At 66.8% G+C, this 13,685-nt stretch carries 17 protein-coding genes; 13 read left to right on the forward strand and 4 right to left on the reverse strand.

Going from position 1 to position 13,685, the window contains the following annotated elements:
* Positions 1-36: 36 nt before the first annotated feature.
* The 4 genes from KUV85_RS14545 to KUV85_RS14560 all read left to right on the forward strand — a co-directional run bounded on the left by KUV85_RS14545 (position 37) and on the right by KUV85_RS14560 (position 3,281).
* Positions 37-1,209, forward strand: a complete 1,173-nt coding sequence (locus KUV85_RS14545; RefSeq protein ID WP_219960609.1) for an acyl-CoA dehydrogenase family protein — start codon at positions 37-39, stop codon at positions 1,207-1,209.
* Positions 1,206-2,291 carry an acyl-CoA dehydrogenase family protein gene (locus KUV85_RS14550; RefSeq protein WP_219960610.1) on the forward strand — a complete coding sequence of 362 codons (1,086 nt, stop codon included), beginning with the start codon at positions 1,206-1,208 and terminating at the stop codon, positions 2,289-2,291. The genes KUV85_RS14545 and KUV85_RS14550 overlap by 4 nt, the downstream gene beginning before the upstream one ends.
* Positions 2,291-2,782 carry a VOC family protein gene (locus KUV85_RS14555; protein WP_219960611.1) on the forward strand — a complete coding sequence of 164 codons (492 nt, stop codon included), beginning with the start codon at positions 2,291-2,293 and terminating at the stop codon, positions 2,780-2,782. Before KUV85_RS14550 ends, KUV85_RS14555 begins: the two co-directional genes overlap by 1 nt.
* 163 nt (positions 2,783-2,945) lie before the next feature.
* Positions 2,946-3,281, forward strand: a complete 336-nt coding sequence (locus tag KUV85_RS14560) for a DMT family transporter (RefSeq protein WP_219960612.1) — start codon at positions 2,946-2,948, stop codon at positions 3,279-3,281.
* Between the two features lie 293 nt (positions 3,282-3,574).
* Here the strand turns inward: KUV85_RS14560 and KUV85_RS14565 are convergent, their stop codons facing one another.
* On the reverse strand, positions 3,575-4,294 hold the full coding sequence (locus KUV85_RS14565; RefSeq protein WP_219960613.1) for a hypothetical protein: 720 nt from the start codon (positions 4,292-4,294) through the stop codon (positions 3,575-3,577).
* A gap of 245 nt (positions 4,295-4,539) precedes the next feature.
* Between KUV85_RS14565 and KUV85_RS14570 the strand changes: the two genes are divergently transcribed.
* Both KUV85_RS14570 and KUV85_RS14575 read left to right on the forward strand, forming a co-directional pair.
* Entirely contained in the window at positions 4,540-5,070 is a 531-nt protein-coding gene (locus KUV85_RS14570; protein WP_219960614.1) for a hypothetical protein, read from the forward strand.
* 144 nt (positions 5,071-5,214) lie between these two features.
* Positions 5,215-6,183, forward strand: coding sequence for a hypothetical protein (locus tag KUV85_RS14575; RefSeq protein WP_219960615.1), 969 nt, complete (start codon positions 5,215-5,217; stop codon positions 6,181-6,183).
* 9 nt (positions 6,184-6,192) lie between these two features.
* Here KUV85_RS14575 and KUV85_RS14580 read toward each other — a convergent pair whose 3' ends face one another.
* Positions 6,193-6,648 (reverse strand): PaaI family thioesterase, encoded by a 456-nt coding sequence (locus KUV85_RS14580; protein ID WP_219960616.1) that lies wholly within the window; start codon positions 6,646-6,648, stop codon positions 6,193-6,195.
* Positions 6,649-6,960: 312 nt separating this feature from the next.
* Between KUV85_RS14580 and KUV85_RS14585 the strand changes: the two genes are divergently transcribed.
* From KUV85_RS14585 to KUV85_RS14600, 4 genes are all read left to right on the forward strand, one after another.
* Positions 6,961-7,530, forward strand: coding sequence for a hypothetical protein (locus KUV85_RS14585; protein WP_219960617.1), 570 nt, complete (start codon positions 6,961-6,963; stop codon positions 7,528-7,530).
* A gap of 38 nt (positions 7,531-7,568) precedes the next feature.
* Entirely contained in the window at positions 7,569-8,453 is an 885-nt protein-coding gene (locus KUV85_RS14590; RefSeq protein WP_237690301.1) for an EamA family transporter, read from the forward strand.
* Positions 8,450-9,088 carry an NAD(P)-dependent oxidoreductase gene (locus KUV85_RS14595; RefSeq protein ID WP_219960619.1) on the forward strand — a complete coding sequence of 213 codons (639 nt, stop codon included), beginning with the start codon at positions 8,450-8,452 and terminating at the stop codon, positions 9,086-9,088. Before KUV85_RS14590 ends, KUV85_RS14595 begins: the two co-directional genes overlap by 4 nt.
* A 71-nt stretch (positions 9,089-9,159) precedes the next feature.
* Positions 9,160-10,461: an SgcJ/EcaC family oxidoreductase gene (locus KUV85_RS14600; RefSeq protein WP_219960620.1), complete on the forward strand. Its 1,302-nt coding sequence runs from the start codon at positions 9,160-9,162 to the stop codon at positions 10,459-10,461.
* A 54-nt stretch (positions 10,462-10,515) separates the two neighbouring features.
* On the opposite strand, the gene KUV85_RS14605 is transcribed toward KUV85_RS14600, so the two are convergent.
* Positions 10,516-11,316 carry an SDR family oxidoreductase gene (locus tag KUV85_RS14605; protein WP_219960621.1) on the reverse strand — a complete coding sequence of 267 codons (801 nt, stop codon included), beginning with the start codon at positions 11,314-11,316 and terminating at the stop codon, positions 10,516-10,518.
* 62 nt (positions 11,317-11,378) lie between these two features.
* Here KUV85_RS14605 and KUV85_RS14610 point away from each other — a divergent pair, with 62 nt between their 5' ends.
* The 3 genes from KUV85_RS14610 to KUV85_RS14620 are packed head-to-tail and all read left to right on the forward strand — an operon-like array spanning position 11,379 to position 13,033.
* A complete protein-coding gene (locus KUV85_RS14610; RefSeq protein ID WP_219960622.1) occupies positions 11,379-11,852 on the forward strand; it encodes an RrF2 family transcriptional regulator in 474 nt (157 codons plus the stop codon).
* A gap of 54 nt (positions 11,853-11,906) precedes the next feature.
* Positions 11,907-12,101 (forward strand): hypothetical protein, encoded by a 195-nt coding sequence (locus tag KUV85_RS14615; protein ID WP_219960623.1) that lies wholly within the window; start codon positions 11,907-11,909, stop codon positions 12,099-12,101.
* Positions 12,098-13,033, forward strand: a complete 936-nt coding sequence (locus tag KUV85_RS14620) for an SMP-30/gluconolactonase/LRE family protein (protein ID WP_219960624.1) — start codon at positions 12,098-12,100, stop codon at positions 13,031-13,033. The genes KUV85_RS14615 and KUV85_RS14620 overlap by 4 nt, the downstream gene beginning before the upstream one ends.
* 82 nt (positions 13,034-13,115) lie before the next feature.
* Here the strand turns inward: KUV85_RS14620 and KUV85_RS17645 are convergent, their stop codons facing one another.
* On the reverse strand, positions 13,116-13,676 hold the full coding sequence (locus tag KUV85_RS17645; protein ID WP_273543991.1) for a TetR/AcrR family transcriptional regulator: 561 nt from the start codon (positions 13,674-13,676) through the stop codon (positions 13,116-13,118).
* Positions 13,677-13,685: the final 9 nt, after the last annotated feature.

Genomic DNA, 13,685 nt, shown 5'->3' on the forward strand with positions numbered 1-13,685 from the left:
GGCGCCGATGCGACCTCGTCGGCAGAAGGAGGCACGATGAACGACCAACTCGACCAACGGGTGGCTCGGTTCCTGACCGACCACGATCCACGGACCACGGACCCGGGGGAGTTCCTGCGCGCCAGGTACGACGCCGGGCTTGCCTGGGTGCACTTCCCGATCGGGCACGGCGGGCTGGGCCTCGAGCAAGCCCATCAGGCCGGCGTCGACCGGATGTTCGAGCGGGCTGGAGCGCCCGACAACAAACCGCGGGTGAATCCGATCGGCCTGGGGATGGCCGCTCCGACGATCCTCGCCTTCGGAACCGAGGAACAGAAGGATCGCTTCCTCCGTCCGTTGTGGACCGCGGAGGAGGTCTGGTGCCAGCTGTTCAGCGAGCCGGGCGCCGGGTCGGACCTGGCCAACGTGGCAACCCGGGCCGTTCGCGACGGCACCGACTGGGTGGTCAACGGACAGAAGGTCTGGACCTCCGGCGCCCACAACGCCCGGTTCGGGATCCTCCTGGCGCGGACCGACTCCGAGCTGCCCAAGCACCGAGGGTTGACCTACTTCGTCTGCGACATGACCACCCCCGGTGTCGAGGTGCGCCCGTTGCGCCAGATCACGGGTGAGGCCGAGTTCAACGAGGTCTTCCTCACCGACGTACGCATTCCGGACGAGCATCGACTCGGTGGCGTCGGCGAGGGCTGGAAGGTGGCCAACGCGACGCTGAACAGCGAACGCGTGTCGATCGGCAAGTCGGCTGATCGCGAGAGCGGTCTGGTAGGCGTCGTCGCCCGGACCTGGCGCGAACGTCCCGACCTCCGGACACCGGAGCTGCACGATCGGCTGCTGCGCCTGTGGATCGACTCGGAAGTCACCCGCCTCGCTGGCACTCGCCTCCGCCAGAAACTCGCTCAGGGCCAGCCAGGACCCGAGGGGTCGGCCATGAAGCTCGGATTTGCACGCATCGCACAACAACTGTCGGGGTTCGAACTCGAACTGTTGGGCGAAGAAGGCCTGCGCTACTCCGACTGGACGATGGTCCGCCCGGGGCATGTCGACTTCAACGGCCGCGACGCCGGCTACCGCTACCTGCGCGCCAAGGGCAACTCGATCGAGGGCGGCACCTCCGAGATCCTTCGCAACATCGTCGCCGAGCGGGTCCTCGGGCTGCCGGCCGAACACCGAACCGACAAGGACATCCCGTGGAAAGAGAGCGCGAAATGAGCGACCTCGACCTGCTCTACAGCGACATCGAGGACGACCTGCGCGCCAGCGTGCGTGATCTCCTGGCCGACCGATGTGATCCCGACGCCATCACCCGGCTGTACGACGGTGACCGCTCGGTGGTCGACGTCTTGTGGAAGTCATTGACCGAGATCGGGATGGCCGGCCTCCTGGTTCCCGAAAACCGCGGTGGACAGGGCGCGTCCTCCCGCGAGGTGGCGGTGGTATTGGAGGAGCTGGGACGAGCGGTGGCGCCCGTGCCCTTCCTTACCAGCGCCGTCATCGCAACCACCCTGCTGCTCGAGAGCGAATCGAACCTCCTCGCGCTGGTCGCCTCCGGTGATCGCACGGCCGCGCTACTCCTGCCCTGGTCGATGTCGCCCGATGGCGAGATCCCGGCCTTCGACCTCGTGGGCGAGAGCATCCACGGCACCGCGACCAGCGTGGCGGGTGCGATCGAGGCCGACGTCCTGCTGGCCCCGGTCCGCACTGCCTCCGGCCTGGCGATCTACGCCGTCGAGGCAGCGGGAGCCTCGTTGGATCCGGTCGTGTCGTTGGACATGACCCGTGAGCTCGCCGACGTCAGCCTCAACCATGCGAGGGGCGAACTCGTCATGGCCGATGCCGAGTCCGCCGTACGCCGCGCACTCGATGCGGGAGCGGCACTGCTCGCCTCGGAGCAACTCGGCGTCGCCCGATGGTGCCTGGAGACCACCGTCGCCTACGTGAAGGAGCGAAAGCAGTTCGGCAGGCCGGTCGGTGGCTTCCAGGCCCTGAAACACCGGCTCGCCGACCTCTACACGCGTGTGGAGACTGCCTGCGCCGCTGCCCGTCACGCAACCGCCGCACTGTCCGACCACGATCCCGACACCAGCGCCGCGGCGTCGATCGCGCAGGCGTTCAACGCGGAGGTGTCGGTGCACGCCGCGGAGGAGGCGGTCCAGTTGCACGCTGGCATCGGCATGACGTGGGAGCACCCCGCGCACCTGTACCTGAAGCGTGCCAAGGCGAGCCAGATCGCGCTCGGGACCCCGGGGCGACATCGAGCACGCCTGGCTCCCCTGATCGGGCTTCCGAGCTGATGGACACCGTCGGTCCAGCAGCCTCGTCGCGTGACTCATCCGAACAGCAGGAACCGCGCTCCGGCTCAATGGCGCGACTCGCCGACCTTCACCACATCGGGATCGTGGTTGCTCGAGAGCACCACCACGCGGTGGTGACGACCCTGATGCACACCTTGGGTGGCGTCCTCGAGTTCGAGGTCGACGATGATCCGCTCGATGTCACGGCGACGTGGGTTCACGTCTCCGCGGCGCTCAGGTTCGAGGTCGTGTCACCGCGGAGTGATCAGGAAACCGCGATCACCCGGTTTCTGGACCGGACCGGGGGCGGCCTCCATCACGTCTCGCTCGGCACAGAGCAGATCGGATCCTGCAAGGAACTGGTGGCCGATGCCGGTGCCACGATCATCGGGGAGAACGACGACCACGGGGGCTGGGCGGAGTTCTTCATCGACCCCCGTGAAACCGGCGGTGCACTCCTGCACTGGATGCAGGAACTGGACCGATCGTGACACCGGCCTTTGCTCGAAGGGGCCCGGTCCTCCACCTGGATGTGCTGGCTGCTGACGTCGAGCGCGCGGAACAGTGCGACATGAGCAAGCTCCTCAGGCAGGTCGGACCATCCCGGTGTGTCAGCCGTCGCCCTCCGCCGGCCGCGCGGGGGTGAGGCGGGGCATGTCGTCGATGGTGAGCATTTGGGCCATCCTGATCGTGGCCATCCTCGTCGAGGTGACGGCCACGTCCGCCCTACCGCGGACCGAAGGCTTCCGCAACATGGTGTGGAGCCTCCTGGTCCTCTTCGGCTATGCCGTCTCGATCGCGCTCCTGGCCGTCGTCGTGCAGTACCTGCCCGTGTCCACGGCATACGCGCTGTGGGCGGGATTGGGCACGGTGTCCGTGGCTGTCGTCGGGGTCGTCTGGCTCGGTGAACGCTGGGACCTCGTGACTGCGACGGCCATGGCAATGGTCGTGGTCGGAGCAGTCGTGCTGAACCTGCGTGTCACCCACTGACGGACTCCGGGAGGAGCGGGATAACCGGGGCGAGATTGGGGCGAGTTATTGGTCAGGTTCCGGTGACGACGGGGGATCCAACGGGTGGTACGGGGATGCACCCAAGCGTCGTTTCCGCAGGTCAGAGAGGTATTGGCTGCTCCAGCCCGCTCTTGGCTGAAATGCGCGTACGTAGTGAATAGGTCGCCGGTTCGATTCCGGCAGGCGGCTCAACAGATGCACAGCCAGTTCTGTGGCGCGAGTCGCGCGCCTGAGTTACGGCCTCGCGGGTCGAAGGCCAGCCGACCGTGGCCTCACTCGTCACATGAGGGGTCGCGGGTCCAGTTTCCGCTCGGGGGCCGATCGGGGGCGTTGTTGACGCGTCGTCTCGTCCTGGGACGGGCGGGTGCGACTGTTGGCTGCGGAGACTGGTGGACGTCGAGCCGCAGCAGGCGGCCGGCAAGATGAATGCATGGGCCGAGCAGTATGACCACGGCGAACGTGCCTACGCCTACAGTGGCGCCGAGCAACCACCCCAAGAGGGCTCCGCCCCCTTGGACAGCGTTGTAGCTCCATCGAAACGCAAGTGGCGGATCGTAGGCGAGCGCCGCCGCCTCGGCTGGTCCGGCTCCGGTCTGGCTGCCGAGATACGTCGCGATGCCAACTGCCAGAACAGGGAACGCAGCCACCAGCATCGTGATCTGGCCGGCCCAACTTCCCGGTGTCTCCAAGAGCGGGAGCATCAGGTTGACGGTCACTCCGACCACCGCGATCTGGACCACGGTGCCCAAGCCGGGACGGACCGCCCGCGCCGCCGCCAGCGCCAAGAAGGCGAGACTCACGATGCTGTTGGCCAGTAGGAAGCTCATCGCGGTGCTGAGCGCTAGTCCATTGACAAGCGTGGAGTATCCGTCCGATCCCAGATCGGCGGTCAGGAGCAGGCTCACACCGATGCCGAGGAGCACGCACCCCCACACCAGCAAGTTGAGGCGACGCAGGGACGGCACGTGCCGCGAATGTTGGCCAACCGGCATGCGCCAAAGACTCTCCCATGCGGTCACGCCAGGCAAACGCGTGCGTGCCAAGGGGATGCACAGGATCTCGCAGAATCGGGCGTCCGCGCGACGATCGCCGCGCGGAGCGTGTCGCAGCGGAGCCCTTGTGCGTGTCAATCGGCTCACTCGAGCTCACACAGTTGGGTGCTCGGCGCCAGCCGGCCTGTCTGATCTACTACGCAGAGGGACCGCTTGCCGAGTTCCCGTTGGTGCAGACTGGCCCCGTGCAGGCTGAAGAGCTCGTTTCGCTCGCCTCTGGTGTGCAGCAGTTGCCGTACCGATGGCCGGCGCCCCCGGATGCTGCAAGCACCGAGAGCGCCGGCGCCGGGACATGCGCCGGCAAGCATTCGCTCCTCGCGCAGCGACTCGATCGGGTGGGTATACGCAGCGCGCCGCTTCTCGTCGTGGGTCCACTCGCACCAGCGTTGTGGCCCGACCTGGTCGAGGACGCTGCTGGCCTGCTGGAGGTGCACGAGTGCCTCACGGTCTCGACCACGTGGGCTGGCCCACTGGTCGTCGATGTCACGTGGCACCCAGCGGCCGTGGCCGCCGGACTCCCCGGCTTGGATAGCGATTGGGACGGTCGAAGCGACACCCGCGTCGCCGTCGACCCGGTCGGGCCCGGCTACGCAGTCGATTCAGATCGGCTTCGGGAGCTCAAGGAGAAGTTGCGCGCCAGAATCTACAGCGAGGCGCAACGTGAGCGTCGAGATCGCGTCCTCGCGGAGATCGCGGTTCGCGCCTCCGAGTTGTGAACGCCGCGTTGGTGGCAAGGAGCTGAGGCTCAACCCTCGCTGATGTACCATATGGTTCATTGGTGTCGAGGGTCGGGAGGCCCCGTGGTTGTAGTGAATCAGCATGTACGCACCATTCCGGTGCCGATCGATCAGTGTGCTTCGTTGATCGACCAGTTGGGGAGTGACCAGGATCGCATGTGGGCCTCGGCCCATTGGCCCGAGCTTCGCCTCGCTCCAGATCTGAGAGTGGGGGCGCCGGGTGGACATGGGCCGATCCGGTACTACGTGGAGGAGTTGGTCCCCGGGCGGCGGGTACGGTTCCGCTTCACAGCGCCAACGGGCTTCGATGGCTACCACGAGTTCGCCCTCGAGGAGATCTCCTCGGCTGGCACCAAGCTCACCCACGTGCTGCAGCTCTCGCCACGACACGTCGCTCGCTTGAGTTGGCCGCTGGTCTTCCGGTACCTGCACGACGCACTGATCGAGGACACGCTGGACCGGGCAGAGGCTGCAGTCTCCGGGAACGAGCCGTCGATGCCGCGTTGGACGCGTTACGTGCGCCTGCTTCGGTGGTTGGCGCGCCCGAGAGTTGACGTAGTGCGTCACCGGTCGTCGCCTCAGGTGCGACATGGGCGTGTCGAGGGCGGGGTCACGAGCTGCGACACGAGTTCGGACAGGTTGACCATTCGCCCGACCTACGTCGATCGTTTCGCGTTGACGACGGACATCTCAGCGAGCCCCCGACAGTGGGCGGTTGCGGCACTTGAGGAGGGGCTGTCGCGCGCGGACCGCGACCGGGTCTTCCAGATGCTCCTGGGGATGCGTACTGCCCAAGACGCCCAGTCGGGAAGCATCGCGGGGTGGGCGATCGCGTCGGAGGGTCGTGACGACATCGTCCTCGCCGCCGCCGGAAGTGGGACGAGCGCAAACCTGTTGATCGAGGGCGATGCGGGCTGGGTCCAACTCACCACGGCCTTGACGTTCACGTCCCCGGTCCGTGCGCTGATCTGGCGGGTCCTCTCGCGGGTCCATCGACGCGAGGTGGCGCCGACGCTACGCACGGGCGCCCGCCTCCTGGAGCAGCGCGCGGCCGCGGCGTCGGCGCCCAGCGTCGCTGGCCACGAATCCTGACCGGAGCGATCAGCAACCGCACGATTGTGCGAGTGGCACGGTTGGCGGGTCCTGCGGGCGGATCGCGGAGATCGTGCCCGTGCCCAATGCGCTCCGGTACTCACTGTCTTCGTGCAGGACCAGGATCTCCACTTGGGCCGCCGCTGTGCTGGAGGTCTTGTCCAGTACTGTCGCGTGGGCGATGAGTGTCTCTCCTGTCGCGGGGCGAAGGTAGGTCAGGTTCACGCCCGAGGTCAGGACCATCGGCCCGAGCGCGTACCCCCCGGCGAAGGTCAGTGCGTTGTCGGCGAGGTAGCACTGCACGCCTCCGTGGACGTAGCCGTTCTGCTGGAGGAGGTCCGGCCTGATGTCGAGTTCCAGGGTCGTCCCGAGGTGGTCGAAACGGGTGATCCTGGTTCCGAGCAGCACACTGAATGGCTGGGCTTCGAGCGCATGGTGGGCGTCTTCGATCGTTAGTTCTGACATGGCCGTCCTTCTCGAGGGGTTCGATGGTCGCCGCGAGCTGCGGTGGGCGATGGCGACAGCAGTCGGTTCTGGGTCGCCGGGGGAGTTCACGTCGAGTGTACCAACTGGTACATTGATGGTGTGACTGACGACGCGGTGAGGAACCCGCGACCCTCATCGGAGTCTGGACCGGGGCATTGGTGGCGCACCGTTGACCTCGTTGAGCCTGTTGGGTACGGCTACCTGCACTTGGGACTCACGAGTGGGACCTGGCGGCTTCCGCCAGCCCTTCCGTCTCGGCGCCGCCGTGCGCTGCTGTCCAAGCTGCATGTGGTGGCCGCTGGCCTCCGAGCCCAGCCGTTGGTCCGGCGGGCTGATGTCTTCCGCGGGTTCCTGCGCCCGCCGGGCTCGGGTACGCCGTACGTGGGACAGGTCGTGCCGGCGTTGCTGCCTGACGTGGTTCTTCTCGTTGAGACCACGACGGCCGAGGCCGCCCAACGGATGCTGCGGCACCGCGCGGTGGTCAGCGTCGTGGCGGAGGAGCCGACGGCGCATGCTTTCGCGGCGACCGACGTGCGGCGCATCGGGCCGGTGGACCACGATCGTCAGGGCGTCTTCCTCTTCAACTACTTCGCTGGAGATGGTGTCGAGACCACCCTTGACGCATGGCAGTACACAGCCGGGTGGTTCCAGCGAGAGACGGGGTTGGACAATTCCACCGTCCTCGCTCCCCTCTCACCTGAGATGGGGGAACACACGCTCGTCAATCACTGTCGGTGGGACCACCCGCTGGACGTCGTTCCGTCGCTGATGCTGAAGCGAAGCTTCCGCTCCTACGTGCTGGACACGTTCGCCCGCAACCGGGTGTCGCCGCGTCCTCTGCTGTATCGGCTCGACCGGTGAACACCACGCCGGGTCGCAGTGGGGTGCCGGTCTCTGCGATGACGGCTCTGGCGCCCGCCGTCTGGGGGACGACCTATCTTGTCACCACCACGTGGCTTCCCGAGGGTCACCCGCTCTGGTCGGGAGCCCTTCGTGCGCTCCCTGCCGGACTCATTGCGGTGGCTGTTGGGCTGACCCTCCCGCGCGGAGCCTGGTGGTGGAAGGCGCTCGCCCTGGGTGCCCTCAACATCGGCGCCTTTTTCCCACTGCTGTTTCTCGCTGCCTACCTTCTCCCCGGAGGCGTGGCGGCGACTCTCGGTGCCACAGGACCGCTCTTGGTGGCGGCGATGGCACTGACCCTCTTGGCTGAGCGCATCGATCCCTGGCGGATCGCGTGGGGCGTAGTCGGAGTTGCCGGTGTAGCGATGGTGGTGATGGGGCCTGGAGCAGCACTGAGCCCGCTCGGCGTCGCTGCGGGCGTAGCGGCGACGGCGTCCATGTCACTGGGTACGGTGCTCTCGAAGCGCTGGGGGCGTCCGGTGGGTCCGGTTGCCTACACCGGCTGGTTGCTCTCAGCGGGTGGGTTGATCATTGTGCCGGTTGCGTTCGTCGTCGAAGGTTCACCCCCGGTCTTGAATGGCCAGGCAATGGCGGGCTACGCATGGCTGTCGCTGGTCGGCGGCTTGGCCGCCTACGTGGTGTGGTTCCACGGTGTTGGCCGCTTGGAAGCCGGAGCGGTCTCGTTCCTGCCCGTCATCTCACCACTCGTTGCGGCCACGCTCGGGTGGATGGTGCTCGAGGAGTCGTTCGGACTGCTTCAGGGGACCGGCTTCATCCTGGCGATGGTGGCGGTCAGTGCAGCCCAACGAACACCCGCGAGGTTCGCGCGGGTCACCGAACCCAGACCATCGCTGCGCACCGGCGATGCGCGGAACGCGCCATGAAGATCCTCGTGCTCGGCGGAACCGGCGCCGCCGGATCCAGAATCGCCAGAGAGGCCCGCGATCGCGGTCATCAGGTCGGTGTCGCCTCGCGTCGTGGCGCTGACACAACCATGGACCTGACAGGAATGACCGCACTCGCCCTCGATGCCAGCATCAGCACTCGACTCCTGTGCGTCACGAGAGCGCACGACGCGGTCGTCCTGTCGGTGAGAAGCCAGACCACGCGACCGGAGGGCATCGTCGCGGTCACCCAACGGGTCGCGACGGCGGCACGCAGGAGTGGGCGCCGCTTGGTGGTCGTCGGCGGTGCGGGGCCATTGCAAGTGCCGGGAACGACGACACTCGCCATCGATGACCCGCGCTACGTGCCATCCGCGGCATTGCCCGCGGCGTCGGCGAGCATCCGCCAGCTCTCGGCGCTGCGCGAAGTAGGTGGCGAGTGGGTCTACTTCGCCCCACCGGCTCGCTTCAAGCCCGGACCGAGGCGAGGCACCTACGCCACGGCCGACGGGGACCTCGTCGTCGACTCAGATGGTGCGTCGAGCATATCGATGGAGGACTTTGCCATCGCTCTGGTCGACGAACTCGAGGCTCCCGGCCCATCGCAGCGCGTGGTCGCCGTCGGGCAGAGATGAGCCGAAGTGCATTGCGATCAGCTCGAAGTACCAGATCTCGGCTTCACCAACACGCACAAGGGAGAGACGCGATGAAAGTACTGATCATCGGCGGAACCGGCTACCTCGGCTCAGCCATCGTCCACAAGCTCCGTGCCGCCGGTCACGTGCCGGTCGTGTTCGCACGCTCCGCGTCCGGCCCGCCGGGCGCGCCGTTCGAGCATCGCATGGGGGACCTCGCCGAACCGTCGAGCATCCGAGCAGCCGTCACGGACGATATCGATGCAGTCGTCCATGCCGGCGCACCCACCGGAGACTGGAACGTGGACCTCGACGCCATCGACGCACTCTGCACCGCACTGGAGGGCCGCGCCGGGGCGTTGGTCTATCTGAGCGGGATCTGGGTGCTGGGCCAGTCCGACGAAGCGTTGGACGAGAATGCAGCACCGAGCCCCATCGAGATCGTGTGCAGGCGTCCCGAGGTGGAGGACAGAGTCCTTCACACTTCGGCGGTCCGCGGTCTTGTGGTCCGACCCGGCATCGTGCATGGAGCCGGCGGCGGCATCCCCGCGATGATGGTCGGCTGGGCGCGGGCACGCGGCCATGGTGTCTTCGTCGGCGAGACCGACGTCCGTTGGCCGATGGTGCACCTCGACGACCTCGCCGACCTGGTCGTCTTGGCCGTGGAGAAGGGAGAACACGGGAGCGTGCTCCACGGCGTCGCGGAGCCCGCCGTCGCAGTGGTGGACATTGCGGCTGCCGCTGATGTCGCTGCTGGTGGCTCGGGCACGGCAGAGCCGTGGGCTGAGCAGGAGGCGGCCGCCTCCATCGGCGAGCAACTCGCCGAGGCCATGGCGCTCACCCAAGTGATCACCGCCGACGCGGCCCACAACATGGGCTGGACGCCCGCCGGTCCAGGAGCGGTGGCGGACCTCCGCGAGGGTTCGTACGCACACCAAGTCCCCGCTGTGCAGGTGCAGCCGGCCGCGGCCGCAGCGCGACGCGAGGACCTGACCCAGATCGTCGCCCTCGTCCGGGCCCTCCAGAGCGCGCAACAATCCGAGGATGCCTCCGCATTCACGGCGCTGTTCCAACAGGACGCGGTGTGGACCACCGCTCACGGCCACCGCATGATCGGGTGGGACGAGATCGACGCCTTCACTCGCCGCGTACTGCCCGGAGCGATGCGTGAATCCACGGCAACCTACCGGGTCGAGCACGTGCTTTTCCTCGGTGCCGACGTCGTAGTCGTCAACGTCCGGCAACAGCCAGTGACGTTGACGGGAACGCCGGTGGACGGCGTGCCCGAGGGCCGGCCGGTCTACGTCCTCGCGAAGAGTGACGGAACCTGGCGCATCGCCGCCGGCCAGAACACTCAGGTCCACACGAGCTGACCAGGACGCGACGCCCCGGCTCTTCGTCCGGGCCGGGGCGCAGCGCTGGTGCGATCAAGAAACCGTCGCGCTCGTCCCGAGGGCCTCGCGCGCAGAATCGCTGGCACGTCCATCAACGGTGGCGAGCCAGGCATCGAAGGACGTCGGCGCGAGATGCGCGCCATCGGAGGGCAAGAGGACGTCGCCAGCCATCTCGACGCCGAAGATGCCGGTGTGCCAACTCGGCACGAGTTCGACGTTGCGACCGCGTGCGGCCAACGTCCGTCGAGCCATGTCCACGAGATCTTCGACCTCGGGACCAGCCACGTCGACGTGATGTCCTCGTGGGTTGTTGGTGGCCACGTGCGCGAGAACGTCGGCCACATCGGAAGGGGCGACCGGCTGGACCAACAGGGGTGGGACCAGGGCAACACCGTTCTCTTCGGTCCACGACGCGACCATCTCGGCGAAATCGTGGAACTGCGTCGCGGGAACGATGGTGTAGGGGATGTCGCCGGCCGTGACAGCCGCCTCCTGCGCGCGCTTGCCAGCGTAGTGAGCGTTTCCGCGCACACGCGATACGCCGGCGATCGACAGGACGACGTGGTGGGAGACACCGGCTGAGCGTTCGGCGGCGAGCAACTGCTGGGTGGCGGTGTCGAAGAAGTCAACGGCTGCCGCTTCGTCGGTGACGGTCGTATTGGTCACGTCGACGACCACGTCGACGCCGGCAAGAGCGCCAAGGAGGCCCTCACCTGACCAGACGTCAACACCGTGCGCTCGACTGATCGGGCGTACCTCGTGTTGACGGCGCTCCAACGCGCGCCAGACCAAGCGGCCGATCCGACCAGTGGCCCCAGCGACAGCAACTCTCATGGCTCCTCCTCGTATTAGGGATATCTAACGTCCATAATATCCACGGAAGGTAGGATGGCAACATGAAGTTGCCGGAGACGACCGAGTGGGCCCTGCACAGCGTCACTGCGTTGGCCCAAGTGCCGGGGGAGTCGGTCAGCGCACGGCAGTTGGCTGATCACTTCGGGCTGCCTGCGCCCTACCTCTCCAAGCAGCTCGCCCTCTTGGTCCGTGCAGGAATCCTGTTCGCCTCGACCGGGCCTCGTGGTGGCTTCCGGTTGGCGCAACCCGCGTCGAGACTCACGCTGTTGGACGTGGTCGAAGCGATCGACGGGGCGGCTGATCCCTACGTCTGCAAGGAGATCCGGCAGCAGGGGCGCGGTGCGGCGCCCCCGGAGGAGTGCTCGGAGCAGTGTCTCCTGGCCGAGAAGATGCGCCAAGCCCACCTCGCTTGGCGGGAGAGCCTGCGTGCGGTCGTGATCGCAGAGCTCGTGGACTCGTTGGGCGAGGAGGTCGCCGGGCGCATCCGTACGTCGTTGATGCGCGTCGAGGGGTGAGCGCAGTTGGGTCGTGGGGCCCGGGGTAGGCAACACGGGTGTACCATGTGGTACATGAATCTCGCCATGTCGATCGCCAATGCCCGTGCAGTGGGTGCGGAATGCGATGCCTCTGGGTCTCGACTGCTCCGCGACATTCGCCAGTCAGGGGTGAGGAGTTGGGTGGCGATTGCAATCCACGGCAGTTGGACTGAAGCGGCGGAGTTGTCGGCCGCCCATGTCGAGCTCTCGACAGGCGATGTGTCGTGATCGCGCCCGAGCGGACGGCCGTGACATGGGAGGTCCGGGACCCCTCGTTCGATACCCATGGCGACCTGACCGTGGAGCGACTCTTCGCCGCAGGGCGCTGGCTCGAGGGGCCGGCGTACTCGCCGTCTTGGCGATGCTTGTTGTTCAGTGACATTCCGAACGATCGCGTTCTGCGGTGGGACGAGCTGTCCGGTGAGACGACGGTGTTCCAATCGCCTGCGGGCTTCGCCAATGGTCGAACGATTGATCGCCTTGGTCGTGTCGTCACGTGCGAGCAAGGCGAACGACGTGTCACGCGGACTGAGCACGACGGCTCCGTACGCGTGGTGGCTGATCGATGGGAAGGTAGGCAGTTCAACAGTCCCAACGACATCGTGGAGACGGCTGACGGGTCACTGTGGTTCACCGACCCCAGTTACGGCATCGACAGCGATTACGAAGGTCACCGAGCGGACGCGGAGATTGGTGGGTGTCACCTCTACCGCGTCCCGCCGCGCGGGGAGATGCGTCGGGTGCTGGGTGACTTCGAGCGCCCGAACGGCTTGGCCTTCTCCGCGGATGAGCAGCAACTCTTCGTCGTGGACACTCGCCGGCGACATGTGCGGCGATTCGCGGTCGATCGGCGCGGTGCCTTGGAGGATCTCGGCGTCCTGGTGGAGTGTGACGCGGGCAGCTACGACGGGGTGCGCTTGGATGACCGCGGCAGGCTCTGGCTCGCTGCCCACGACGGCCTGCACTGCGTTGAGCCCGAGACCGGCCAGATCGTGGGGAAGTTGCTGCTGCCGGAGATCTGCTCCAATCTCACCTTCGGTGGGCCGAGAGGAAATCGGCTGTTCGTCACCGCTACAACATCGATCTACTCCCTGATGCTCAACATCCGGGGCGGCACGCGGCCGATGGAGGTTCAGGTGCCAACCGAAAGGATCTCCTAGGCCTTCGGCGGGGAGTGCCCGACCACCGACGGAGGGTGCCACGGCCCTTGGGCGTGAGGAGTGGTCGGCGGTTCAGGCGCTGTCATGGTGATGGCCATGTGGACTCGATGAACGCCCGCACGGTGGCGTCAGCTGCCTCCCTGTCTCCGGTCAGTCGTAGCTCCCACAGCGCGCCCAGCATGAGAGCGCCGCACATGCGCGAGGTCGTCAGCGACACTGTCCGCGCGTGGCCAACTGACTCGAGTCGCGCCGCCAACTCCTCCACCATGTGCCGGTGACTCTCGGTCAATGAGTGCTTCCAGGGGGCTTCGTGCATGGCTTGCGCGGACAACTCGAAGACGAGGGGTGCGAGAGCGGACTGATCTGCGACGCGGGTCCAGTACTTCCACGCGCCCGTGCGCGGGTCGTTCGACGTCGCGTCGGCAAGCTCTTCCAGTTGCTGTTGTTGGTCCCGCCACAGTTGTTCAGCGACGGCCGTGAGCAATCCCTCGCGTGATCCGAAGTGATAGATCAACATTCGGTGACTCGTCCCGGCTGCGGCCGCAACGGCACGAAGACTGGCATCGCCCACGCCGTTCTCGACCAAGACAGCGATCACGCGATCCAGTAGGGCCTCGCGCCCCGACGGCGTACTCGTGCTCACGACACCGCA

It is taken from the genome of Nocardioides panacisoli (genome assembly GCF_019448235.1).
GTDB classification, from domain to species: Bacteria; Actinomycetota; Actinomycetes; order Propionibacteriales; family Nocardioidaceae; genus Nocardioides; species Nocardioides panacisoli_A.